This is a genomic window from Methylobacter arcticus (genome assembly GCF_050917435.1).
Taxonomy (GTDB): domain Bacteria; phylum Pseudomonadota; class Gammaproteobacteria; order Methylococcales; family Methylomonadaceae; genus Methylobacter_A; species Methylobacter_A titanis.
Genome location: NZ_CP159583.1, coordinates 242,056 through 265,530 on the forward strand (window position 1 = coordinate 242,056; position 23,475 = coordinate 265,530).

At 42.2% G+C, this 23,475-nt stretch carries 29 protein-coding genes and 1 pseudogene; 26 read left to right on the plus strand and 4 right to left on the minus strand.

Annotated elements, in window-relative coordinates; all coding sequences use genetic code 11:
- Window positions 1-192 precede the first annotated feature (192 nt).
- From ABXJ76_RS01135 to ABXJ76_RS01195, 13 genes are all read left to right on the plus strand, one after another.
- Complete coding sequence (locus tag ABXJ76_RS01135) at window positions 193-2,646, plus strand: beta strand repeat-containing protein (RefSeq protein WP_432743318.1); 2,454 nt, start codon at window positions 193-195, stop codon at window positions 2,644-2,646.
- Between the two features lie 1,534 nt (window positions 2,647-4,180).
- A complete protein-coding gene (locus tag ABXJ76_RS01140) occupies window positions 4,181-4,411 on the plus strand; it encodes a hypothetical protein (protein ID WP_432743320.1) in 231 nt (76 codons plus the stop codon).
- Between the two features lie 385 nt (window positions 4,412-4,796).
- Complete coding sequence (locus tag ABXJ76_RS01145) at window positions 4,797-5,048, plus strand: DUF1640 domain-containing protein (protein WP_432743322.1); 252 nt, start codon at window positions 4,797-4,799, stop codon at window positions 5,046-5,048.
- 488 nt (window positions 5,049-5,536) lie between these two features.
- Window positions 5,537-5,785 carry a DUF1640 domain-containing protein gene (locus ABXJ76_RS01150; protein WP_432743324.1) on the plus strand — a complete coding sequence of 83 codons (249 nt, stop codon included), beginning with the start codon at window positions 5,537-5,539 and terminating at the stop codon, window positions 5,783-5,785.
- A gap of 171 nt (window positions 5,786-5,956) precedes the next feature.
- Complete coding sequence (locus ABXJ76_RS01155) at window positions 5,957-6,226, plus strand: DUF4160 domain-containing protein (protein ID WP_432743325.1); 270 nt, start codon at window positions 5,957-5,959, stop codon at window positions 6,224-6,226.
- Window positions 6,227-9,700: 3,474 nt separating this feature from the next.
- A complete protein-coding gene (locus tag ABXJ76_RS01160; protein ID WP_432743322.1) occupies window positions 9,701-9,952 on the plus strand; it encodes a DUF1640 domain-containing protein in 252 nt (83 codons plus the stop codon).
- 632 nt (window positions 9,953-10,584) lie between these two features.
- Window positions 10,585-10,773: a type II toxin-antitoxin system HicA family toxin gene (locus ABXJ76_RS01165; RefSeq protein ID WP_432743327.1), complete on the plus strand. Its 189-nt coding sequence runs from the start codon at window positions 10,585-10,587 to the stop codon at window positions 10,771-10,773.
- Window positions 10,774-11,076: 303 nt separating this feature from the next.
- The gene (locus ABXJ76_RS01170; protein WP_432743324.1) at window positions 11,077-11,325 is read left to right on the plus strand and encodes a DUF1640 domain-containing protein; all 249 of its coding nucleotides are present in this window, start codon (window positions 11,077-11,079) and stop codon (window positions 11,323-11,325) included.
- A gap of 396 nt (window positions 11,326-11,721) precedes the next feature.
- Window positions 11,722-11,991, plus strand: a complete 270-nt coding sequence (locus tag ABXJ76_RS01175; protein WP_432743325.1) for a DUF4160 domain-containing protein — start codon at window positions 11,722-11,724, stop codon at window positions 11,989-11,991.
- Between the two features lie 11 nt (window positions 11,992-12,002).
- On the plus strand, window positions 12,003-12,242 hold the full coding sequence (locus ABXJ76_RS01180; protein WP_432743329.1) for a DUF2442 domain-containing protein: 240 nt from the start codon (window positions 12,003-12,005) through the stop codon (window positions 12,240-12,242).
- 541 nt (window positions 12,243-12,783) lie between these two features.
- Window positions 12,784-13,131 (plus strand): DUF1640 domain-containing protein, encoded by a 348-nt coding sequence (locus ABXJ76_RS01185; RefSeq protein WP_432743331.1) that lies wholly within the window; start codon window positions 12,784-12,786, stop codon window positions 13,129-13,131.
- A 328-nt stretch (window positions 13,132-13,459) separates the two neighbouring features.
- Window positions 13,460-13,648: a type II toxin-antitoxin system HicA family toxin gene (locus ABXJ76_RS01190; RefSeq protein ID WP_432743327.1), complete on the plus strand. Its 189-nt coding sequence runs from the start codon at window positions 13,460-13,462 to the stop codon at window positions 13,646-13,648.
- 4 nt (window positions 13,649-13,652) lie between these two features.
- Window positions 13,653-13,877 (plus strand): hypothetical protein, encoded by a 225-nt coding sequence (locus ABXJ76_RS01195; RefSeq protein ID WP_432743332.1) that lies wholly within the window; start codon window positions 13,653-13,655, stop codon window positions 13,875-13,877.
- Window positions 13,878-14,177: 300 nt separating this feature from the next.
- On the opposite strand, the gene ABXJ76_RS01200 is transcribed toward ABXJ76_RS01195, so the two are convergent.
- A complete protein-coding gene (locus ABXJ76_RS01200; RefSeq protein ID WP_432743334.1) occupies window positions 14,178-14,405 on the minus strand; it encodes a type II toxin-antitoxin system RelE/ParE family toxin in 228 nt (75 codons plus the stop codon).
- A gap of 41 nt (window positions 14,406-14,446) precedes the next feature.
- Window positions 14,447-14,665 carry a TA system antitoxin ParD family protein gene (locus ABXJ76_RS01205; RefSeq protein ID WP_432743336.1) on the minus strand — a complete coding sequence of 73 codons (219 nt, stop codon included), beginning with the start codon at window positions 14,663-14,665 and terminating at the stop codon, window positions 14,447-14,449.
- Window positions 14,666-14,975: 310 nt separating this feature from the next.
- On the opposite strand from ABXJ76_RS01205, the gene ABXJ76_RS01210 reads away from it, so the two are divergent.
- The 13 genes from ABXJ76_RS01210 to ABXJ76_RS01270 all read left to right on the plus strand — a co-directional run bounded on the left by ABXJ76_RS01210 (window position 14,976) and on the right by ABXJ76_RS01270 (window position 21,432).
- Entirely contained in the window at window positions 14,976-15,263 is a 288-nt protein-coding gene (locus tag ABXJ76_RS01210) for a DUF1640 domain-containing protein (RefSeq protein ID WP_432743338.1), read from the plus strand.
- Window positions 15,264-15,735: 472 nt separating this feature from the next.
- Window positions 15,736-15,933 carry a hypothetical protein gene (locus ABXJ76_RS01215; RefSeq protein WP_432743340.1) on the plus strand — a complete coding sequence of 66 codons (198 nt, stop codon included), beginning with the start codon at window positions 15,736-15,738 and terminating at the stop codon, window positions 15,931-15,933.
- Window positions 15,934-16,328: 395 nt separating this feature from the next.
- Window positions 16,329-16,559 (plus strand): hypothetical protein, encoded by a 231-nt coding sequence (locus ABXJ76_RS01220; protein ID WP_432743343.1) that lies wholly within the window; start codon window positions 16,329-16,331, stop codon window positions 16,557-16,559.
- A 349-nt stretch (window positions 16,560-16,908) separates the two neighbouring features.
- Window positions 16,909-17,172 (plus strand): DUF1640 domain-containing protein, encoded by a 264-nt coding sequence (locus tag ABXJ76_RS01225; protein ID WP_432743345.1) that lies wholly within the window; start codon window positions 16,909-16,911, stop codon window positions 17,170-17,172.
- Between the two features lie 132 nt (window positions 17,173-17,304).
- The gene (locus ABXJ76_RS01230; RefSeq protein ID WP_432743347.1) at window positions 17,305-17,886 is read left to right on the plus strand and encodes a hypothetical protein; all 582 of its coding nucleotides are present in this window, start codon (window positions 17,305-17,307) and stop codon (window positions 17,884-17,886) included.
- A 240-nt stretch (window positions 17,887-18,126) separates the two neighbouring features.
- A complete protein-coding gene (locus ABXJ76_RS01235; protein WP_432743349.1) occupies window positions 18,127-18,363 on the plus strand; it encodes a hypothetical protein in 237 nt (78 codons plus the stop codon).
- Window positions 18,360-18,584 carry a hypothetical protein gene (locus ABXJ76_RS01240; RefSeq protein ID WP_432743351.1) on the plus strand — a complete coding sequence of 75 codons (225 nt, stop codon included), beginning with the start codon at window positions 18,360-18,362 and terminating at the stop codon, window positions 18,582-18,584. The genes ABXJ76_RS01235 and ABXJ76_RS01240 overlap by 4 nt, the downstream gene beginning before the upstream one ends.
- Before the next feature lie 302 nt (window positions 18,585-18,886).
- Window positions 18,887-19,177: a type II toxin-antitoxin system HigB family toxin gene (locus tag ABXJ76_RS01245; RefSeq protein ID WP_432743353.1), complete on the plus strand. Its 291-nt coding sequence runs from the start codon at window positions 18,887-18,889 to the stop codon at window positions 19,175-19,177.
- On the plus strand, window positions 19,174-19,401 hold the full coding sequence (locus tag ABXJ76_RS01250; protein WP_432743355.1) for a hypothetical protein: 228 nt from the start codon (window positions 19,174-19,176) through the stop codon (window positions 19,399-19,401). The genes ABXJ76_RS01245 and ABXJ76_RS01250 overlap by 4 nt, the downstream gene beginning before the upstream one ends.
- Window positions 19,402-19,470: 69 nt before the next feature.
- Window positions 19,471-19,857, plus strand: coding sequence for a transposase (locus ABXJ76_RS01255; RefSeq protein WP_432743356.1), 387 nt, complete (start codon window positions 19,471-19,473; stop codon window positions 19,855-19,857).
- The gene (locus ABXJ76_RS01260; protein ID WP_432743358.1) at window positions 19,847-20,167 is read left to right on the plus strand and encodes a hypothetical protein; all 321 of its coding nucleotides are present in this window, start codon (window positions 19,847-19,849) and stop codon (window positions 20,165-20,167) included. Before ABXJ76_RS01255 ends, ABXJ76_RS01260 begins: the two co-directional genes overlap by 11 nt.
- Window positions 20,168-20,308: 141 nt before the next feature.
- Entirely contained in the window at window positions 20,309-20,857 is a 549-nt protein-coding gene (locus tag ABXJ76_RS01265; protein ID WP_432743360.1) for a hypothetical protein, read from the plus strand.
- A 344-nt stretch (window positions 20,858-21,201) separates the two neighbouring features.
- Window positions 21,202-21,432, plus strand: a complete 231-nt coding sequence (locus tag ABXJ76_RS01270) for a hypothetical protein (protein WP_432743362.1) — start codon at window positions 21,202-21,204, stop codon at window positions 21,430-21,432.
- 174 nt (window positions 21,433-21,606) lie between these two features.
- Here the strand turns inward: ABXJ76_RS01270 and ABXJ76_RS01275 are convergent.
- Window positions 21,607-22,956 (minus strand): annotated as a pseudogene (locus ABXJ76_RS01275) (IS4 family transposase).
- 176 nt (window positions 22,957-23,132) lie between these two features.
- The gene (locus ABXJ76_RS01280) at window positions 23,133-23,402 is read right to left on the minus strand and encodes a DUF1640 domain-containing protein (RefSeq protein WP_432743364.1); all 270 of its coding nucleotides are present in this window, start codon (window positions 23,400-23,402) and stop codon (window positions 23,133-23,135) included.
- Window positions 23,403-23,475: the final 73 nt, after the last annotated feature.

The window sequence follows — 23,475 nt, forward strand, 5'->3', positions numbered from 1 at the left end:
AGACTACCGCCACTCTTGGAAAAAGCCCCGTATTCCCGGAGCGCACATCAGCCCGCCGTCGGCTTACACACAAACTGTATTGGATCAAACGCATTAACGCTGCAGTGCGCTTGATCGAGTGCAGCTTAAAGGCTGACTCGGCTTTTTGCAGAAAGTTTATTTTTTTTAATAACATTATATAAGGTGCCACAAATGGCTATTACATTAGTTACAACTCAAACAATTATTGCCCGTAATGCTGGCGCGCTGTACGGCGTCGCTATCGGCAGCACGCTGATGAACCAGTTAGTGGCTCAGGCTAGCGTATCCACAAGCAGCACCGATGCTTTGTTGAACCAGGTTTATGTCCAAAGCGTCGGTACAACACCTACCACGACTGTGGCGGCTACCTTGATTGCCAACCTGAACATCACCGGTGCGACTGCGATCAAACAAGCGACCGACTATATTGTCGCTGTATTGAATGCCAATTCACCTAGCTTTCGCGGCGCGGCCGTCAACGACCTGCTGGACCTGTTTGTCGGCTTGACCAATGACGCCAATTTCGGCGCTGCGGCTACGGCTTATAATACTAAGGTGGCTAACGCTGAAGCTTATGCGTTGGTGGCGGGTAATGTGGCTAATGTTAGGTTTCCTGATGTTTCTTCAGGTACTGATGTTGGGACTACTTTTACGCTCACTACTGGTATTGATACCATCGTTGGTACTGCTGGCAACGACACAATCCAAACTCTTCAGGCAAACTTTGGCGCATTGGATACAATTGATGGTGGTGCTGGTACAGACACACTTGTTGTTTCAACGACTGGTAACTTGACACTTACTGCTGCGCAAGTTAGAAACGTAGAGAACCTCTCGTTCAATGCAACTGGAGCAACTACTGTTTCGCTGGCTGGCCTGACTGGTGTAACCAGCATCACGAACAATGCAAGTTCAGCGGCTTTGATTGTTGGCGAAACTACAAACGCAGTTGCCGCAGTTGGCGCAGTGAATGTGTTGAATACAGCTCAAGCTACGACTATTGTGTATTCCGATGCAGCGGTTCTCGGCGCGACTGACGCGGTGACACTGACCGTTAGCGGTGTAACAGTTAATGCAGCTGTGAACATTAACAGCACAACAGCTAATGCATCTGGCGTAGAAACAATCAATTTGGTTTCTACCGGCACTGCAAATGCAATCACATTGACGTCTAACGACACGGCTACAACACGAGTTAATATCTCGGGTTCGACTGCTGTGACTTTGGCTCTTGGTGGTAATGTTACAACTACTGCCACAACCATCGATGCTTCTGCAGCAACGGGTGCTGTGACAATCTCTGGCTTCGGTACCGCTGCTCACACTGTTACCGGTGGTACAGGCGCAGACCGCTTTCAGTTTGTAGGGGAACTGGGCGCAACTGATTTGATTAACGGCGGTGCCGGTGTTGACACTTTGTCAGCTAATGCGGCTACGCTTGCTGCATTTGCAACGGCTAACCGTGTAACGAATATCGAAACGCTTGAAATCGCTAACGATGCTACTAATACTGCAACTGTAATTAACGCTGCTATTTTTGGTGCTATCAACAACGTTCGCATTGCTGATCAAGGCGATACCGATGCAGCGGCTATTACTTTTAACGGCCTGACTGCTGCTGCTACTGGCTCTAACAACATCCGTTTTGATGGCGATCTCGGTGCTACTACTGGTTTGTACACCTTCAATATTACCGATGCAACTAATGGTGGTGTTGCGAATGCTGTTACGCTGGACATGCGCGGCGGTGTAACTACAGCAACGTCAACAATTGCCTTGGCTGGTGTTGAGTCTGTAACTATCGATACGACTAACGCGACTGGTGTGCAAACATTCAACCTGACTGACACTGCATTGACTTCGCTCATTGTTACCGGTGGACAAAGTGTTAATGTCAGCGGCGCTGCTCTTGGCACCGTTGTTGGCACTGTTAATGCGTCCGCTTTGACAGGAACAGCCTTCTTGAACGTGGCGTTGAGCCAAGCGTCTGTCACTGGCGCTGTCATCGTTGGTAGCAACGGTGCAGACGTTATTGTGGGTACACAGTTAGCTGACACGATCACTGGTGGTAACGGTACAAACACGATCACTGGCGGTGCTGGCGTTGACACGATCAACCTCGTGCAAACAACTGCTGCAATCGACACAATCAAAATCTCTATTGCTGGCTTGTTGGGTGTTGATCGTGACATCATTACTGGTTTCCGTTCAGGTGCCACGACTGGTGATGTGTTCAATTTCAATTCTGGTGTTGCTACGCTTACTGGTACTGATAACTTTGGTTCAGCGGCATCGCTTCAAACAGTATCGGCGACTGGTAATTTGACAGGGAATGCCGCTGCTGAAGTGATCGCATTTACCGGCGCTACAATTGCTGACGCGACTTCGGCAAACTCGCTGACTGGTACTAACCTGTTGGCAGCAGTAGGGGGCACTATCACAGGTGCTGTAGTTGGTCAAAACAACTTCCTGATTTCTGTCGGTGTTGCTACTGGTGGAACTGCGGTTTACTACGTAAATTCAGCAGATAATGCAATTATCGCTAGTGAAATCACCTTGGTTGGCGTAATGTCTGATGTTGCTGTTGGCAGCTTGGTAGTTGGTAACTTTGCTAACGCGGCTTAATCTACGGCCGTATGTCTCGTTCCCAAGCTCCAGCTTGGGAATGCCTACCCTCAAGCTCTGCTTGGTAGCACTGGGTAAGGTTCACGGATGATCTGAAACAACCGCTCATTCCTTCGGGGATGGGCGGTTTTTTTATGCCTTACGTTTTGTGTCTCGTTCCCAAGCTCCAGCTTGAAAACAAAGGGGTCAGACCCCTTTAAAAAGACCCACTTTCCCACTAAATAACTGGGGTCAAAGATAACTGGGGTCAAACAAAGGGGTCAGGTTACATTAAATCCGGAAGTCAACAGTCAATGGGGTCAAAACAAGTCAATGGGGGCAGACTCGATTGAACCCTGATGTCTCGTTCCCAAGCTCCAGCTTGGGAATGCCTACCTTCAAGCTCTGCTTGGTAGCACTGGGTAAGGATCACGGATGACCTGAAACAACCGCTCATTCCTTCGGGGATGGGCGGTTTTTTTTTGCTCTGCGTTTTGTGTTGGTCGACCGACTGATGATGTGCTGACGACTAAATTGCCTACAGCATGGTTACTCGATCCCGAACAGGCCAAAACAAAGGGGTCAGGTTACATTAAATCCCTAGAAACAAAGGGGTCAAGTTACATTAAATCCCTCGTCCTTCCAAAACAAAGGGGTCAGACCCCTTTATTAACACACACATTTGCATTCCCTCTCCCGCCCGCTGTCTATAATTACTTTCTTTTATGTTAAATCAAATCAAATCAAATCAAATCAAATGAAGGAATAATCGGGTTCGTAATCAATGGGGATTTTTGTTGTGTTATACTTTGATTTTAGTGATTTTTGATGAGTATTTGGTTATGGCTGCAATGACGTTTGATACCTTGAAGTATGCCAATAGGCTAAAAGCGGCAGAATAACTGGGGTCAGGTACACGTTATTTTAGTGAAAAACAAAGGGGTCAGACCCCTTTAAAAAGACCCACTTTCCCACTCGTTTTCTTTCTTCCCTCCCTTTTCCTCAAAACAAAGGGGTCAGACCCCTTTAAAAAACAAAAGAAAAAACAAAGGGGTCAGACCCCTTTAAAAAGACCCACTTTCCCACTCGTTTTCTTTCTTCCCTCCCTTTTCCTTGAAAATAATAACTGGAAAACAAAGGGGTCAGACCCCTTTTTTAACACACACATTGTCTCGTTCCCAAGCTCTAGCTTGGGAATGCCTACCTTCAAGCTCTGCTTGGTAGCACTGGGTAAAAAAACAAAGGGGTCAGACCCCTTTGTTTTAAAAACAAAGGGGTCATAAACAAAGGGGTCAGACCCCTTTAAAAACACACATTTATGAATAACTGGGGTCAGATACGAATTATAGAAATAACTGGGGTCAGGTACACGTTATTTCCATAGTCAATGGGGTCAGACTCGATTGAACCCCGCTGTTTTCTTCCTCTTTTCTCTCTCTCTCTCCTTTCCGTTGCCGATAAGGGTTTTTATGTTAAATTTAAAAGTTGGTTTCTGATAATAGAGCTGTTTTTGTGTTGTGTTATAATCATAACTTTTATAATCATGAGTTTCATTGTGGCAAAGATTGATGGGGTAAAGGCACGCATTGATTGGCTGAAAGAGCTTTTTAAGGTTGTAATCACGGTTATGGTGGCTGATGTTGCTGGTATGTCCAAATTGTATTTGGATAACACGATTGATGTGCTATTTTATCTGGGAGGCTTGCTGTTACCTTTTTTGCTTTATGTTTGTATGGATATAAGCAGAAAGATTGAACGTCACTTTAACGAATTGGAGGAATTGTAATGGCTACGTTGTTTATGATTATGGCATTTGTAGTGATCGCTGTAGTGTTAATTTATCCTGTATTAAAAACACATTAGCCAGGGTAGGGTGGGTACATGCTGTTCGTGCCAAAAAACAAAGGGGTCAGACCCCTTTAAAAACACACATTTATACGGCTGGCTGGCTGAAGTATCTGGCTAAGGAACGCGCACAAAATAACTTCGGCAACTGGCTTCCTCTCCTGCTGGACGACTTGCATGGATGCAGGAGGTAGAGCAATGCAGGAGCTGTTGCCGAGGAGATTTTAAAAGCCGAATTTTGATGTGCAAACGGTATAACAATTGACAGTATGGCATTCTTTCTATATCTTCAGTGATCACTTACTTAACGTTAGGACGTCATAACTATGACCACCATAACCTTCGATACCCTAGAGCTGGTAGACAAACTAAAGTCGGCAGGAATTCCGCAAGATCAGGCTGAAGCGGTGGTGCGGGTGATTGCTGACGCACAAGAAACATTGGTTACCAAGGACTATCTGGATAACCGACTAGATAAGGTTCTGGCACCCATTTATACAGACTTGGTTGTCCTTAAGTGGATGATGGGCGTATTGCTGGCTGGCGTGTTGTCGCTGGTGCTAAAGACGTTTTTTTAAAAAGCTGCAAACGTAAGAATAACTGGGGTCAAGAAAGAGCAAAACAAAGGGGTCAGGTTACATTAAATCCCTTATGTCTCGTTCCCAAGCTCCAGCTTGGGAATGCCTACCCTCAAGCTCTGCTTGGTAGCACTGGGTAAGGATCACGGATGATCTGAAACAACCGCTCATTCCTTCGGGGATGGGCGGTTTTTTTTTGCTCTGCGTTTTGTGTTGGTCGACCGACTGATGATGAAATAACTGAGAAATAACTGGGGTCAGGTACACGTTATTTCAAAAAGAAAACAAAGGAGTCAAAAATAACTGGGGTCAAAGAAGTCAATGGGGTCAGACTCGATTGATTGAACTCCGCTGTTGTCTTCTTTCCCCCCTCCTTTTTTTCCTCTTCCTCCGGCGGCGCATAATGGAGCTTATGTTAAATCAATTGAGCTTTGCTACTTTAATTATTTGGTATACTACAGGCAATTTAAACTTTGCTGGGGTTTGTTATGACAACGATTACATTCGATACCTTGAAATTTGCCAATACCCTTAAGGCAGCCGGTGTTCCACCTGCACAAGCGGAAGCTGAGGCTGTGGCGTTGTCTGAGGTGCTAGAAGTCAATCTCAAGGACTTGGTGACTAAAGAAGACATGCACCGTGAAATGCGTGATCTTGAGCAGCGCCTAATCATCAAACTAGGCGCTCTCATGGCTTTGTCCATCGGTATTGTTGCCGCACTGGTAAAGCTGCTCTAAGAAATAACTGGGGTCAGATACGAATTAGAAATAACTGGGGTCAGATACGAATTATTTAATAATAACTGGAATAACTGGGGTCAGAGTAAAATAAGCTTCTCATAATGGTGTTTATGTTAAATTTAAACTAAAATAAACTCTCAATTCAATTCAATATATTAGGCTATTTTTATGCCAACTATCAGTATGTTTTATGGCATTATTGTTTCGATGTTTTTTGAAATTCAAGAAAAACATCATCTTCCGCATATTCACATTCGTTATCAGGGCTATAAGGCATCAATTGCTATTGAAGATGCTAGGCTGCTAGCGGGTGAGTTACCACCAAGACAATTACGAATGGTGCAGGTGTGGGTCGATTTGCATCGCGAAGAATTGTTAGCAGATTGGGAGCTTGCTACGGAAGGTGTCGAACCTTTTCGCATTGACCCACTTAAATGAGCGGGATTAACATGTTACTAGATATCATCCATGTGAGTGTTCGAAACAAAGGGGTCAGACCCCTTTAAAAAGACCCACTTTCCCGCTCGTTTTCTTTCTTCCCTCCCTTTTCCTTGTCTGCCGCCGCTGCCGATAATGGCGCTTATGTTAAATTTAAAGAAAATAACTGGGGTCAGGTACACGTTATTTCAAAAAAAAAACAAAGGAGTCAAAAATAACTGGGGTCACAAAACAAAGGGGTCAGACCCCTTTAAAACAAAGGGGTCAGACCCCTTTAAAAAGACCCACTTTCCCACTCGTTTTCTTTCTTCCCTCCCTTTTCCTTGTAATAACTGGGGTCAGGTACACGTTATTTCAAAAAACACAAAAAAGGGGTCAGACCCTATATTAAATAAACACATTTACATAAATAACTCAAAACATAATAACTGGGGTCAGGTACACGTTATTTCAAAAAAAACCAATGCAGTCAATAATAACTGGGGTCATAATAACTGAGAAACAAAGGGGTCAGACCCCTTTAAAAAGACCCACTTTCCCGCTCGTTTTCTTTCTTCCCTCCCTTTTCCTTGTCTGCCGCCGCTGCCGATAATGGCGCTTATGTTAAATTTAGAAAATAACTGGGGTCAGGTACACGTTAGGAATAACTGGGGTCAGGTACACGTTATTTCAAAAAAAGGTAATAACTGAAAGTCAATGGGGGGCAGACTCGATTGAACCCTGATCAGACAACAGCACCCATCAAAGAAACAAAGAAATAACTGGGGTCAGGTACACGTTATTTCAAAAAAAGGTAACCAATGAACAGTCAATAATAACTGGGGTCAGATACGAATTATTAAATAACTGTAAATAACTGGGGTCAGGTACACGTTATTTCAAAAAAAACCAATGCAGTCAATGGGGTCAAAAAAAGGGGTCAGGTTACATTGTCTCGTTCCCAAGCTCCAGCTTGGGAATGCCTACCCTCAAGCTCTGCTTGGAAATAACTGGGGTCAGGTACACGTTATTTCAAAAATGAAGCAACAAAGGAGAAACAAAGGGGTCAGGTTACATTAGAAATAACTGGGGTCAAAGAAGTCAATGAGGTCAAAATAACTGGGGTCAGGTACACGTTATTTCAAAGAAGAAAAACAAAGAGGTCAGACCCCTTTAAAACAACAAAAAAAAATAAAAATAACTGGGGTCAAAAATAACTGGGGTCAGGTAAAAGAACAAAGGGGTCAGACCCCTTTAAAACAGACCCCTTTAAAACAACCCACTTTCCCACCAAATAACTGGGGTCAGGTACACGTTATTTCAAAAAAAACCAAAAAAAAAGGGGTCAGGTTACATTAAATCCCTCGTCCTCCAATAACTGGGGTCAGGCAATAACTGGGGTCAGGTACACGTTATTTCAAAAAAAAACAAAGGAGTCAAAAATAACTGGGGTCAAAGAAGTCAATGGGGTCAGACTCGATTGATTGAACTCCGCTGTTGTCTTCTTTCCCCCCTCCTTTTTTTCCTCTTCCTCCGGCGGCGCATAATGGAGCTTATGTTAAATCAATTGAGCTTTGCTACTTTAATTATTTGGTATACTACAGGCAATTTAAACTTTGCTGGGGTTTGTTATGACAACGATTACATTCGATACCTTGAAATTTGCCAAAAATAACTGGGGTCAGGTACACGTTATTTCAAAAAAAGGTAACCAATGAACAGTCAATGGGGGGCAGACTCGATTGAACCCTGATCAGACAACAGCCCCATCAGGTCAAAAAAAGGGGTCAGGTTACATTAAATCCCTTTTCCCCTTTTTTCTTTTTTCCCGCTTCCTCCGGCGGCGCATAATTGGTTTTATGTTAAATTAATAATAACTGGGGTCAAAATAACTGGGGTCAGGTACACGTTATTTCAAAAAGAAAACAAAGGAGTCAAAAATAACTGGGGTCAAAGAAGTCAATGGGGTCAGACTCGATTGATTGAACTCCGCTGTTGTCTTCTTTCCCCCCTCCTTTTTTTCCTCTTCCTCCGGCGGCGCATAATGGAGCTTATGTTAAATCAATTGTAAATAACTGGGGTCAGGTACAAATTATTTTGCTACACCATAGTCAATGGGGTCAGACTCGATTGAACCCCGCTGTTTTCTTCCTCTTTTCTCTCTCTCCTTTCCGTTGCCGATAAGGGTTTTTATGTTAAATTTAAAAGTTGGTTTCTGATAATAGAGCTGTTTTTGTGTTGTGTTATGAATAACTGGGGTCAGGTACACGTTATGTCTCGTTCCCAAGCTCCAGCTTGGGAATGCCTACCTTCAAGCTCTGCTTGGTAGCACTGGGTAAGGTTCACGGATGACCTGAAACAACCGCTCATTCCTTCGGGGATGGGCGGTTTTTTTTTGCTCTGCGTTTTGTGAATAACTGGGGTCAGGTACACGTTATTTCAAAAATGAATAACTGGGGTCAGAATAATTGGGGTCAGAGTAAAATAAGCTTCTCATAAAAATAACTGGGGTCAGGTACACGTTATTTCAAAAAGAAAACAAAGGAGTCAAAAATAACTGGGGTCAAAGAAGTCAATGGGGTCAGACTCGATTGATTGAACTCCGCTGTTGTCTTCTTTCCCCCCTCCTTTTTTTCCTCTTCCTCCGGCGGCGCATAATGGAGCTTATGTTAAATCAATTGAGCTTAAATAACTGGGGTCAGGTACACGTTATTTCAGAAAAATAAACAAAGGAGTCAAAAATAACTGGGGTCAAAGAAGTCAATGAACAAACAAAGGGGTCAGACCCCTTTAAAAAGACCCACTTTCCCACTCGTTTTCTTTCTTCCCTCCCTTTTCCTTGTCTGCCGCCGCAAAAAATAACTGGGGTCAAAATAACTGGGGTCAGGTACACGTTATGTCTCGTTCCCAAGCTCCAGCTTGGGAATGCCTACCTTCAAGCTCTGCTTGGTAGCACTGGGTAAGGTTCACGGATGACCTGAAACAACCGCTCATTCCTTCGGGGATGGGCGGTTTTTTTTTGCTCTGCGTTTTGAGAAGAATAACTGGGGTCAGGTACACGTTATTTCAAAAATGCGGGAAGGGATAACTGGTAAAAAATAATAACTGGGGTCAGATACGAATTATTAAATAACTGTAAATAACTGGGGTCAGGTACACGTTATTTCAGAAAACAAAGGGGTCCAGAAAACAAAGGGGTCCAGAAAACAAAGGGGTCACAGAAAACAAAGGGGTCAGACCCCTTTAAAAACACACATTTATACGGCTGGCTGGCTGAAGTATCTGGCTAAGGAACGCGCACAAAATAACTTCGGCAACTGGCTTCCTCTCCTGCTGGACGACTTGCATGGATGCAGGAGGTAGAGCAATGCAGGAGCTGTTGCCGAGGAGATTTTAAAAGCCGAATTTTGATGTGCAAACGGTATAACAATTGACAGTATGGCATTCTTTCTATATCTTCAGTGATCACTTACTTAACGTTAGGAGGTCATAACTATGACCACCATAACCTTCGATACCCTAGAGCTGGTAGACAAACTAAAGTCGGCAGGAATTCCGCAAGATCAGGCTGAAGCGGTGGTGCGGGTGATTGCTGACGCACAAGAAACATTGGTTACCAAGGACTATCTGGATAACCGACTAGATAAGGTTCTGGCACCCATTTATACAGACTTGGTTGTCCTTAAGTGGATGATGGGCGTATTGCTGGCTGGCGTGTTGTCGCTGGTGCTAAAGACGTTTTTTTAAGAAACAAAGGGGTCAAGAAACAAAGGGGTCAGACCCCTTTAAAAAGACCCACTTTCCCACTAAATAACTGGGGTCAAATAACTGGGGTCAGGTACACGTTATTTCAAAATAAATGTCTCGTTCCCAAGCTCCAGCTTGGGAATGCCTACCTTCAAGCTCTGCTTGGTAGCACTGGGTAAGGATCACGGATGATCTGAAACAACCGCTCATTCCTTCGGGGATGTAATAACTGGGGTCAGGTACACGTTATTTCAAAAATGAATTAATAACTGGGGTCAAAATAACTGGGGTCAGATACGAATTATTAAATAACTGTAAATAACTGGGGTCAGGTACACGTTATTTCAAAAATGAATAACTGGGGTCAGAATAATTGGGGTCAGAGTAAAATAAGCTTCTCATAATGAGCTTTATGTTAAATCAATGCTTAAGATCTCGATAAAAATTTTCATGCGTCCCATAGTCAATGGGGTCAGACTCGATTGAAAGCCATCTTTTGCGCATAATTGGCGGTTATGTTAAATTGACAGGGGTTTGAGAAACTTTTATATTGAATTAGGCGGTGTTGTGGTACGTTCTGTTATAGAAAATTGACCATAACAAAAAATCAATAAGCTGGCTTAGGGTATAAAATGCCGCCAAAAATTAGAGAATTATTGAGTAGTTTAGAGAAAGCAGGTTTTGTTAATCGTGGTGGTAAAGGTAGTCATCGGAATTATGAGCATCCAAGTGGTGCTCGGATTACTCTTTCAGGTGGATTAGGTGATGATGCAAAGCCTTATCAAGAAAAATTAGTCAAACAAAAGCTAGGGGAGGTTTAACTTCATGAAAGATAGAAATAACTGGGGTCAGGTACACGTTATTTCAAAAAAAAATAAAAAAAATAACTGGGGTCAGGTACACGTTATTTCAAAAAGAAAACAAAGGAGTCAAAAATAACTGGGGTCAAAGAAGTCAATGGGGTCAGACTCGATTGATTGAACTCCGCTGTTGTCTTCTTTCCCCCCTCCTTTTTTTCCTCTTCCTCCGGCGGCGCATAATGGAGCTTATGTTAAATCAATTGAGCTTTGCTACTTTAATTATTTGGTATACTACAGGCAATTTAAACTTTGCTGGGGTTTGTTATGACAACGATTACATTCGATACCTTGAAATTTGCCAATACCCTTAAGGCAGCCGGTGTTCCACCTGCACAAGCGGAAGCTGAGGCTGTGGCGTTGTCTGAGGTGCTAGAAGTCAATCTCAAGGACTTGGTGACTAAAGAAGACATGCACCGTGAAATGCGTGATCTTGAGCAGCGCCTAATCATCAAACTAGGCGCTCTCATGGCCTTGTCCATCGGTATTGTTGCCGCACTGGTAAAGCTGCTCTAACGGTCAAAAGACGAAAAGTCAAAGTCAAGAAAGTCAATGGGGTCACAATGTGGTCAGACTCGATTGAACCCCGCTTTTTTCTTCCTCTTTCCTCCTTTTTTCCCTCTTCCTCGTAATAATAACTGGGGTCAGGTACACGTTATGTCTCATTCCCAAGCTCCAGCTTGGGAATGCCTACCTTCAAGCTCTGCTTGGTAGCACTGGGTAAGGTTCACGGATGACCTGAAACAACCGCTCAGAAATAACTGGGGTCAGATACGAATTATTTAATACGAATTATTTAATAATAACTGGAATAACTGGGGTCAGAGTAAAATAAGCTTCTCATAATGGTGTTTATGTTAAATTTAAACTAAAATAAACTCTCAATTCAATTCAATATATTAGGCTATTTTTATGCCAACTATCAGTATGTTTTATGGCATTATTGTTTCGATGTTTTTTGAAATTCAAGAAAAACATCATCTTCCGCATATTCACATTCGTTATCAGGGCTATAAGGCATCAATTGCTATTGAAGATGCTAGGCTGCTAGCGGGTGAGTTACCACCAAGACAATTACGAATGGTGCAGGTGTGGGTCGATTTGCATCGCGAAGAATTGTTAGCAGATTGGGAGCTTGCTACGGAAGGTGTCGAACCTTTTCGCATTGACCCACTTAAATGAGCGGGATTAACATGTTACTAGATATCATCCATGTGAGTGTTCAAGCTGATTTTGTTCTGTTTCTTGATTTTGAAAATGGGGAACGACGTGCCTTTAACATGAAGGCTTATTTAGATCAAAAACCCTGGGCTAGACTCAAGTCTGGGAATGTGTTTCAAGGTGCTTTTGTAGAAAATGGCACTGTAGCATGGCCGGGCAATATAGATATTGATCCTGAAACGCTTTATGAAAGATCGGTGTTAATTAAATAAAGGGGTCAGGTAATAACTGGGGTCTAATAACTGGTAATAACTGGGGTCAGGTACACGTTATTTCAAAAAAAGGTAACCAATGAACAGTCAATGGGGGGCAGACTCGATTGAACCCTGATCAGACAACAGCACCCATCAAGCGGTAAATAGCCCCTAACTTGCCACCGCGTTCAGTGCAGTCGCAGGCGTTAAAACAGGTAGTAACAGCGTTGCCGCAAAGTCTGCTGCCGTCGATAAAGACTCATTACTTAAAAATAACTGGGGTCAGGTACACGTTATTTCAAAAAAAGGAATAACGAAAACAAAGGGGTCAGGTTACATTAAATCCCCGGGGAAAAAAGCGAAACAAAGGGGTCAGGTTACATTAAATCCCTCGTCCTCCGGCGGCGCATAAAATGAGGTTATGTTAAATTGTCAGGGTTGACGATGCTTTTATATTGGTTTAATGGGGGCAGCTCGATTGAAAGTATTACCCTTTATCGAAGGGATGGTTTTTTGTTGTGTTATACTTTAATTTTTAAATCTCGCGGAGTGTTTGATTATGGCAGCGATTACGTTTGACACGTTGAAATATGCTAATAAATTGAAGGCGGCTGGAGCTGAACCTAAATTGGCTGAAGTTGAGGCTGAAGCAATAGCCGAAGCTTTTGCAGAACAACAATTGCAAATCGAAAAACATTGGTTAGAAAAACAAACAGCCACGAAGTCGGATATTTCTGAAATCAGGCTTGAAATTGAACGATTGCGTTTTGAAACACAAAAGTCGATTGCCGAAACACAGAAAACAGTTGTAGAAGCAAAAAATGATATGCTCAAATGGTGTGCGGGTATGCTACTTGCGCAAACCGGATTAATTGTGGCGTTACTTAAAATTTTGCATATCAATTAGGCAAAGAAAAATCAGCAAAAAAAGGGGTCGGGTTACATTAAATCCCTTTTCTCCTTTTCTCCTTTTCTCCTTTTTTCCCGCTTCCTCGCGCGGCGCATAATGAGCTTTATGTTAAATCAATGCTTAAGATCTCGATAAAAATTTTCATGCGTCCCATAGTCAATGGGGTCAGACTCGATTGAAAGCCATCTTTTGCGCATAATTGGCGGTTATGTTAAATTGACAGGGGTTTGAGAAACTTTTATATTGAATTAGGCGGTGTTGTGGTACGTTCTGTTATAGAAAATTGACCATAACAAAAAATCAATAAGCTGGCTTAGGGTATAAAATGCCGCCAAAAATTAGAGAATTATTGAGTAGTTTAGAGAAAGCAGGTTTTGTTAATCGTGGTGGTAAAGGTAGTCATCGGAATTATGAGCATCCAAGTGGTGCTCGGATTACTCTTTCAGGTGGATTAGGTGATGATGCAAAGCCTTATCAAGAAAAATTAGTCAAACAAAAGCTAGGGGAGGTTTAACTTCATGAAAGATAGTGATAGGTACTTGAAAATAGTGGAGTGGTCTGAAGAGGATGGCTGTTATTTGGGCTCAGCTTTAGGTTTAATTGAATATTGTTGTCACGGTGATAATGAAGTAGATGTATTTAAGCAATTGTGTGTTATTACTGACGAATGGGTGGACTTGTTGAATAGTCAGCACAAAGAACTGCCTGTGCCTATTGTTTATCAGCATCGAGCTGCAATGTAGTTAAGTTTCAATAGAAACAAAGGGGTCTGACCCCTTTATTTAATTAGGGAGTTGGAAGGTGCTTAATTCACTTGTTATGTTTATTATGGGTTTGGTATTTGTTGTGTTTATTGGCTATTTGGCGTGGGACTCGTATTATGAGTTTAAGAAACATATGAGAAATCACTAAATCAAAAGAGTCGTTGGCGGTGAAAGGGAATAACTGGGGTCAGGTACACGTTATTTCAAAAATGAATAACTGGGGTCAGAATAATTGGGGTCAGAGTAAAATAAGCTTCTCATAATGAGCTTTATGTTAAATCAATGCTTAAGATCTCGATAAAAATTTTCATGCGTCCCATGCTCAATAAAGGTGAGCAATAATTCATCATCAATATATTCATAGGCAATAAGATATTGTTGAGCATTATGCTTATATTTATGCACTTGGATGCCTGCTAGATCGCCAGTTTTCATTTCACCGATAGATGGATCAGAGATGATATTTTTAACTGCTTTATCAAGTTCTTCTTTTTCAGTACGATGCATTTTTTTAACTCGACGCTTAAAGATGCTGGTTTGTTTCACTATCATCCGAATTTATAATCCGATATATCGCCTGCTTTATTTTCTTCTATACCGGTTAAAATACCTTTAATAAAGGTTGATGGTAAATCTGGATTTTCATCTACTATTTTTCCCATCCTAGCCCAATACTCTATTTGTTTAGGTGCGCTTCGATGCTGCGCCTTGCCATTAATGACAGCATCATTAATCAAACTTTCAGATAATTTTATTGCTTTTGACATTAATTTAACTCCTATTGAATAATGGGTAGTAATTATACATAAAGGGTTTTGTATTGATACCCCTCCCTGGAAAATAACTGGGGTCAGATACGCGAAAAAAATAATAACTGGGGTCAGGTACACGTTATTTCAAAATAGTCAATGGGGTCAGACTCGATTGAAACCCGCTGTTTTCTTTCTCTTTTCTCCCTCTCCTTTCCGCTGCCGATAATTGGTTTTATGTTAAATTTGCAGGGGGCAAAGGTTTATGCGCATCAATTTGGGGCGGTTTTTGTAGTTATGATATACTCCGGCTATGTTTTTACGTGTTATGAGAAACGAAATGACGACGATTACGTTTGATACCCATAAATTTGTACGAAGACTTAAGGATGCTGGTGTGCCTGAAAGCCAAGCAGAGGCTTTCTCAGAAGCGTTTAAGGAAGCGCAGGGCGATAATGACTTTGCAACAAAACGTGATTTGCGCGAAATGGAGCTACGTCTTGAATCAAAAATTGACAAGGTGACATCTGACTTAAAAGTTGACCTGATAAAATGGATGGCGGGTTCATTAATCGCCCAAGCCGCCGTCATTGCTACGTTGGTTAAGCTGCTATAACAAGTCAATGGGGTCAGACTCGATTGAACCCCGCTGTTTTCTTCTTTCCCCCTCCTTTTCTCCTTTTTCCCTCGTCCTCCGGCGGTGCCTAAGAAATAACTGGGGTCAGGTACACGTTATTTTAATAATTGTCTCGTTCCCAAGCTCCAGCTTGGGAATGCCAAAAAAGAAATAACTGGGGTCAAAAAATAACTGGAACAGTCAATGGGGTCAGACTCGATTGAACCCTGATCAGACAACAGCACCCATCAAGCGGTAAATAGCCCCTAACTTGCCACCGCGTTCAGGAATAACTGGAAAAAAAAAGGGGTCAGGTTACATTAAATCCCTCGTCCTCCGGCGACGCATAATTGAGTTTATGTTAAATTAAGAAAAACACATTATTGAGGTCAAAAAAGTTTTTTGTTGCTCATTGGGTTTTTGAAATGTTACGATTTCCACTCTATAGTGGATAACCAGCTATGCTTAAAACATGAACAATAATCAACTTAAACATATTGCAGCTGCATTACATGCAATTGCATTCGCTCAATTTGCTGTATTTGGTTACACCGGTCTGATCATTCAGCCGGTGGCATGGGTGCAATTGATTTTATCTACTATTGGATTCTTTAATATTGAGTGTGTTGCTGTATGGGTGTTGTCTTATGTACGCGATTCGGAGAATTAATTATGACTGCTTCTGTTTTATCGTTACTGGTACTTTTGTTAATTGTAAATTTGATAGGGGCTGGGTTGGTTTGGTATTTAAAAACCCATTCACATCCACCGGGACATAACTAACAAAAGTCAATGGGGTCAAAGTCAATGCGGAATAACTGGGGTCAGGTACACGTTATTCAAAGAATGAAAAGGGGTCATGAAAAGGGGTCAGACCCTAAGAATGAAAAGGGGTCAGACCCTATATTAAATAAACACATTTACATCAATTATATTTTCCTGTTAAAAACAAAGGGGTCTGACCCCTTAATATGTGACCCCTTAAAAATACTATTTTTCCTCGTTACCCATAATTGGCGGTTATGTTAAATTGACAATAAAATCCTGTCAGTGTAGGATTAATTTATGAGTAAATTAGATGAAGTTAAAGAAATTCTAAATACATTAAGGGTGGCAATGAGCTTGTCATTTGGTATGTTGATAATTGTAGTTGGTGGAATAATTAGACGATTTGATGATAAAAATGTAGATTCTATATTTTGGCTGGGTGCATTATTTGCAGTGTTTTTATTGACAATTATTTTTTTATTGATAATTAAGATTTCTCAGAGAACAAAAGAGATTAAGGAGTTATAGTTATGGAAATGGGCTTGGTTGCAATTATTGGTATTGCGGTGTTGATGGCTGCTTTGATGTTGTTTGCTGTTTATAAACTATCGGAAAAATAACTGGGAAAAATAGGAAAAATAACTGGGGTCAGGTACACGTTATTTAAAATAACTGGGGTCAGGTACACGTTATTTAGAAAGTCAATGGGGTCAGACTCGATTGAACTCCGCTGTTTTCTTCTTTCCTCCCTCCCTTTTCTCCTTTTTTCCCGCTTCCTCCGGCGGCGCATAATGGGTGATTATGTTAAATAAATTGAGTTTGGCTCACTTGTTTATTTGGTATAGTATGAGCATTTTAGGGTTTTCTGGAATTTGTTATGGCAACGATTACATTTGATACACATAAATTTATCAGCACATTGATTGAGGCTGGCTTTGAAGCGAAACAGGCAGAAGCGGTTTCAGAGGCTTTTAAGGTCGCACAAAGCGATACAGACATTGCCACTAAGCGCGACTTACGAGAATTGGAGTTACGCTTAGACTCGAAGTTTCTGGAGCTTGAAAACAAGTTGGTTAAGTGGGGCATCGGCTTGGCGTTAGGACAGGTTGCTGTCATTGCGGCATTGGTTAAGATACTTTAGAATAACTGGGGTCAGGTACACATTATTTATGATTCCCATAATTTTGCTTATGTTAAATTTGCTCTTGATGTTATATGTTGATTGGCGGTTTGCTATGCTAAAATTATCAGCATTGAATATCGGGAGAAGAAGATGACTGATGATGAATTGAAGGCACTGGTGGCAAGTCTTGCTGTTGCTCAAGACCGTACTGATGAGCAAATGAAGCTCAATGCCCTTGCGCAAAAGGCGACTGATGAGCAAATAAGGCGCAACGATAAAATGTTGACTGAAAAACTGGACCGTATGGGTATTACGCTGGGTAACATTGGGCAGAATCAAGGCGATGTGGCCGAAGAGTTTTTCTTGCAAAGTCTGTTAAAAGACAATCACCTGGGTAGTATCCATTTTGACGATGTAGTGAAAAACATGGAAAAGCATCGCGGTCAAATTCAGGAAGAATATGATTTGGTTATGACCAATGGTGATGCCATCGGCATTGTTGAAGTCAAATACAAAGCGCATACCAATGACCTGGATAAATTAGACCGCAAGATGAAGCACTTTAAAAAGCTATTTCCCATTTACCAGAACTACAAGCAATACGGAGCCATTGCCTCATTCCACATCAATGACGATGCCAAAAAAGAAGCGTTAAGGCGTGGTTATTTTGTGTTGCAACGCAGCGGCGATCTGGTTCATACCGAAAGTGGCGAGCATTTGACGGTATTGTAATAACTGTTGTAATAACTGGGGTCAGGTACACGTTATTTCAAAAAAAGGTAACCAATGAACAGTCAATGGGGTCAAAAAGTCAATGGGGTCAGACTCGATTGAACCCCGCTGTTTTCTTCCTCTTTTCTCTCTCTCCTTTCCGTTGCCGATAAGGGTTTTTATGTTAAATCGAAACAATAGGGGACAGACCCCTATTAAAACCGCTTTTTTCCCTTTCTAATTATCTGATATACTTCGGCTATGTCAGAATTACCTAAGATTGTTGGTCAAGTATGTGCAATTGAAACCATTGCGGAAGGTAATGGTATTCGTGAACTCCATCAACTTCGACAACGGTACGGACAAGGGACTTGGCGTAAGAAAAAAGGTATTGCAGCGGTTGAGAGCTTCAATGGTGAGGTAGCTATGGCCGAAATACACTGGTATGAAGCGCATGGCATTGGAAAAGTTAAGCTAAAAATAAAGAGGTGGTTATGAAGTTTGTTGTTTGTATGGAGAAAACAGCATTAGGCGATTTTTCTACAGATGACCTAACTATCGGTCGTCTTTATGAAGTCGTTAGTGATATTGAATTGCATGGCATGTTACGGATTATTGATGATTCCGGTGAAGATTATCTTTATCCTGCAAAGTTATTTGAGCAACTCGTTGTCCCTGATGGTACGGCTAAAAGATTGCATCATATTTTTAACCCCTAAGAGACAAGAAACAAGAAACAATAGGGGAATTGTCTTGTTCCCAAGCTCTAGCCGGGTAGGGGTAGGCACCAAAAGTAGGCGCTTTTAGGCGACGCTTTTCGGGACAATAGGGGGACAGACCTCTATTATAAAAGTCAATGGGGTCAGACTCGATTGAACCCCGCTGTTTTCTTCCTCTTTTTTCTCTCTCTCCTTTCCGCCAACCAATGGGGTCAGACTCGATTGAAGGTTAATAAGTCAGCCGTTCATGCATGTGTTTATAATTAAATGGCAAAATTGCTTCGATCACGTACAATTATGCGATGAGAGTTATATCAAAAAAACCATTGCGAGATTTCTGCGAGCGACATCCGCAGTCTAAAACGATGATGGATGGTTGGTTTAAAAAAGCTAGTCAGTGTCAGGCAGATTCGTTTCCAGCACTCAGGCAGACATTCAACACGGCAGATTATGTAGATGGTTTTACTCTTTTTGATGTGGGCGGCAACCAATACCGTATAGCTGCTGTTATCCACTATGATAAGCAACGAATCTATGTACGGGCGGTCATGTCTCACGCAGAATACGATCGAAACCATTGGAGAAAGAAATGAATGCAGTCGTCGATATAGATCAACTTGTTCCAGCATGGCAGTCGCTACAATCAGTTGTAGCTGTTAGCCATATCGAATCAGAATCTCAATATGTCCAAACCACGGATTTGCTTAATGGCTTACTGGATGTTGTGCGTGATAATGCTCAACATCCCTTGTATTCTTTGGTTTCAGTTGTGGGTGATTTGATAGAGGCTTATGAAATTGATCATGATCTGGAATAACTGGGGTCAGATACGAATTATTTTGCTACACTACGCGATAAACAATTCCTTATCAAAATGAAATAGTTAATGGCTCGTCTCCCAAGAATATCGCCCGTTGGCGTACCGGTTCATCTGATTCAGCGAGGTAATAATAGGCAAAGCTGTTTCGGTGCGCCCGAAGATTATAGTGCCTATGTGGGCTGGCTGAAGGAATATTCAAAGCAATACGCTGTGGATATTCATGCCTGGGTGCTTATGACAAACCATGTCCACCTACTTAGTACGCCACAACAGGAGGGAGCGATGAGCCAAATGATGCAATCGCTAGGGCGTCGTTATGTTCAATATTTCAATTATCAGTATCGAAGAAGCGGTACGCTTTGGGAAGGGCGCTACAAATCATGTTTGGTTCAAAGTGAACAGTACCTGATAGAGTTGTATCGATATATTGAGTTAAGCAAAAATGGTGGATGATCCAAGCGAGTATGCTTGGTCAAGTTATCAGATCAATGCATTGGGTAAAATGTCGGATTTATGCACTCCGCACCCTGAATATTTGCGCTTGGGGAAAACACAAAATGAGCGTATGGAAAATTATCGAGCTTTGTTTTCGTGTCATGTAGAAGGTGAGCTACTCGAAGATATCAGATTAAGTACTAACAAAGGCATGGCAATTGGCCATGACCGTTTTAAGGATGAGATTGAAAAATTGACAGGTAGGAGGCTAAGACCCGAAAAAGTAGGGCGGCCTGTTGGGTGGCGTAAGAAAAAGGACGGCATTTAATTTGTATCTGACCCTAGTTAGATGTGACCCTAGTTAGATGTGACCCTAGTTAGATGACCTTAGTTAGATGCTGTTTCTGTTTTGTGCGTGATTGTGGTTTGCTATGTTAAAATTATCAGCATTGACTATCGGGAGAAGAAAATGACTGATGATGAATTAAAAGAGCTAGTGGCAGGTCTTGCTGTTGCTCAAAAGGTAACTGATGAGCAAATGAAGCTTAATGCTATAGCACAACAAGAAACTACCCGTAAGCTTGATAAGCTCGGTGAATTGTATGGCAACATTGGGCAGAATCAAGGCGATGTGGCCGAAGAGTTCTTTTTTCAAAGTCTGATAAAAGACAATCATCTGGGTAGTGTCCATTTTGATGATGTGGTGAAAAACATGGAAAAGCATCGTGGTCAAATCCAGGAAGAATATGATTTGGTGATGACTAATGGTGATGCCATCGGCATTGTTGAAGTCAAATACAAAGCGCATACCAATGATCTGGATAAATTAGACCGCAAGATGAAGCACTTTAAAAAGCTGTTTCCCATTTACCAGAACTACAAGCAATACGGAGCAATTGCTTCATTCCACATTAACGATGCCGCAAAAAAAGAAGCATTAAGACGCGGTTATTTTGTACTGCAGCGTAGTGGTGATCTGGTTCATACCGAAAGTAGCGAGCATTTGACGGTGTTGTAGAGCAATAGGGGACAGACTCCAAGCGGGACGGGGTTTGCAACTCCGTCCTTAACGTTTAGATGGCTTTGGGTAACGGATTACCCTGAAACAACCGCTCATTCCTTCGGGGATGGGCGGTTTTTTTATGCCTGAACAAAAAAGTCAACAAAACCAATAAAAAAAAATGGGGTCAGGTCTTTGATTTATGATTCCGATAAATTGTTTTATGTTAAGTCAAATGAAGGAATAATTGGGGGTAGTTATCAATGGCGTTTTTTTGTTGTGTTATACTTAAAACTTCAAGAGTCTTCAAACTCCGTTCCGTTTGACGATGTAACGAAAACAACCCATTGGGAAGATTTGTAATGCCGAAGTTGGACGAAATTAGGGCTCGACTGGATTGGCTTAAAGAACAATTCAAGATATTAGTCACCATTTTGGTCGCTGATGTTGTTGGGGTTTCTAAATTGTATTTAGATGCGCAGAACGGTCTTTTGTTTTATTCAGGGTTGGTGTTGTTGGTGGTTCTGACGGTTTCGATTATCATCGTTAGCCGTAAGATAGAAATTCATTTAATTGAATTAAGGGATATTTGATATGATTAATTTATTGATGATTTTGGCGTTGGTTGTTGTAAGTATTGCCTTTTTGTATCCGGCGATTACGACACGCTAATCGCTGTAAGCCGCAGAGTCACAGAGTCCAGAGTCAATGGAAAGTCAATGGGGTCTGACTCCAATACTGCTACCGTAAAAATAAAACAAATAAAATCAGAGTATTAAACATGCCTCGTTTCTTGGCACCGTTAGCAAAGGAAAGGGTTTTGGTCGGCGCTTGACAGCCCTTGGTTGGCTCTTGCGTTTTTGTTTTCCAATGGGTGTTGATACCATCGCCTTTAATACTGCCTGCAAGGCGTTTATAAGCCGGCCCCCTGTTAAGTCGACGATCTGCTTGGAAGCTTGAATTACAAGCTGTACTGCTGATCTGAAACTAAGTTGGCGTGGGATCTTTTCATGCAGACTGGCGGCCTGTGCCAAATTCCCACGAATTATGTTATATGCCAGTAGGTGGATGGCTATTTCCTTGTTTACCCTATCCGGCGTTTTACACCGCAACATTTCCATGCCCCTATTGGTTTTGATCGAACGAAAATCCAACTCGATCGTCCAGCGCTTTTTATAAAGCCTGGCAAGCTCTTGCTTATGAAAGCTCTTTGCATTCAGCCGTGTTGTCACATAGACCCTCCCATTCACCGCAAACTCGCGGACGGTGATCGTTTCCGGCAAGTCGGCGTATTCTTGCTTAGACATCCAGACAGGTTTCTGTTTGGGTTTCGTCCAGTCAATTAAATGATCTCTTATACCCAGGCGGATACCTTGACTGAAATCCACCTTTTTCCTGGCATGTATTGGAAATAGCACCGGAACTTCAAGAGCCTGCATGAGAGCGATAATAGCGAAAGTGCAGTAATATCGGTCTGCCATTAGCAAATCCCCAACTGATAGACTACCCAATAGTTGGCTGAGTAACGATGTTTCCCCTGATCCCTTTACCTTGATAGGCTCCCAGACTATAGTCCATCACGGCTCCTGCCGCCAAGGAGATCAGTACAACCCTACGTGCAATCGGAAAGCCTAAGCCAGGTTTTTGACTGTCTAGTTGAGGGTAGTTCGCTTGGTTCTCAGGTGTATCCGGCATCTGTACAGTTGCTCCATCGGTAAGGACAACGTTATAACCCTTCCATCGCCATGCTGCGAGAGTCTGTTGGTGGAGGCGAAAACCAGCTGCTGTGGTAGCTTCCCTTAGTTCCTTCAGCGGTAGGCGTTGCCGTGCTTTACAGTAAGGCCCCGTGTTGACCGTATTGGCTGATTGTCCATCGACGATGCGGCCAACCAATACGCCTGCGACTGCCTGTTTGCAGGAACCGTCATCACTTAATACTTGGAAAATAAAGGCTTTAAGTGTAACTAAGGGCAAGAATACCGAGGATCGTTTGTGCGGGGTATTGGCGATAATGTCGGCAATACTGTCGGCAGAAAAAAATCCTCAAAGGCTAAGCCTTGGGACTGCAAAAAGGACTTTTTGAATCGGTCGATTTGCTGCTGAATGCGGCTTTTCATAATAGGTGGCAGGGTTAAGTTATTCGTCGGGCACGGTAATGCCCTGTACTCTATCAGAATAGAGCCTGATCTTAACCTTATTCTTGTTACATCTAGTTGTAATTTATAGATTAATTACATTTGCGGTAGCAGTATTGGAGTCTGACCCCATTGACTTACCTTGACTTTTGTTTCACTTAGAGCAATTTAACCAGTGCAGCAACGATCCCAATTGAAAAAGCCATTAAGCCGCCTAGTTTAATGACCAGACGTTGCTCCATGTCGTGCATGTCACGGCGAAGCAACTCCACCTCATGCCTTAAGTCGTCCTTAGTGACCAACTCCTTAAGATTAACCTCCAGCACATCTGAAAGCGCCGTGGCCTCGGCTTCCGCTTGTGCGGGTGGAACACCGGCCTCTTTCAGAGTGTTGGCGAATTTTAATGTATCAAACATAATGGTCGCCATTACATTTCTCCTAACTCGTCAAAACAAAATTAAAGTATATCACAACAGAAAGCCCCATTGATAACTACCCCCC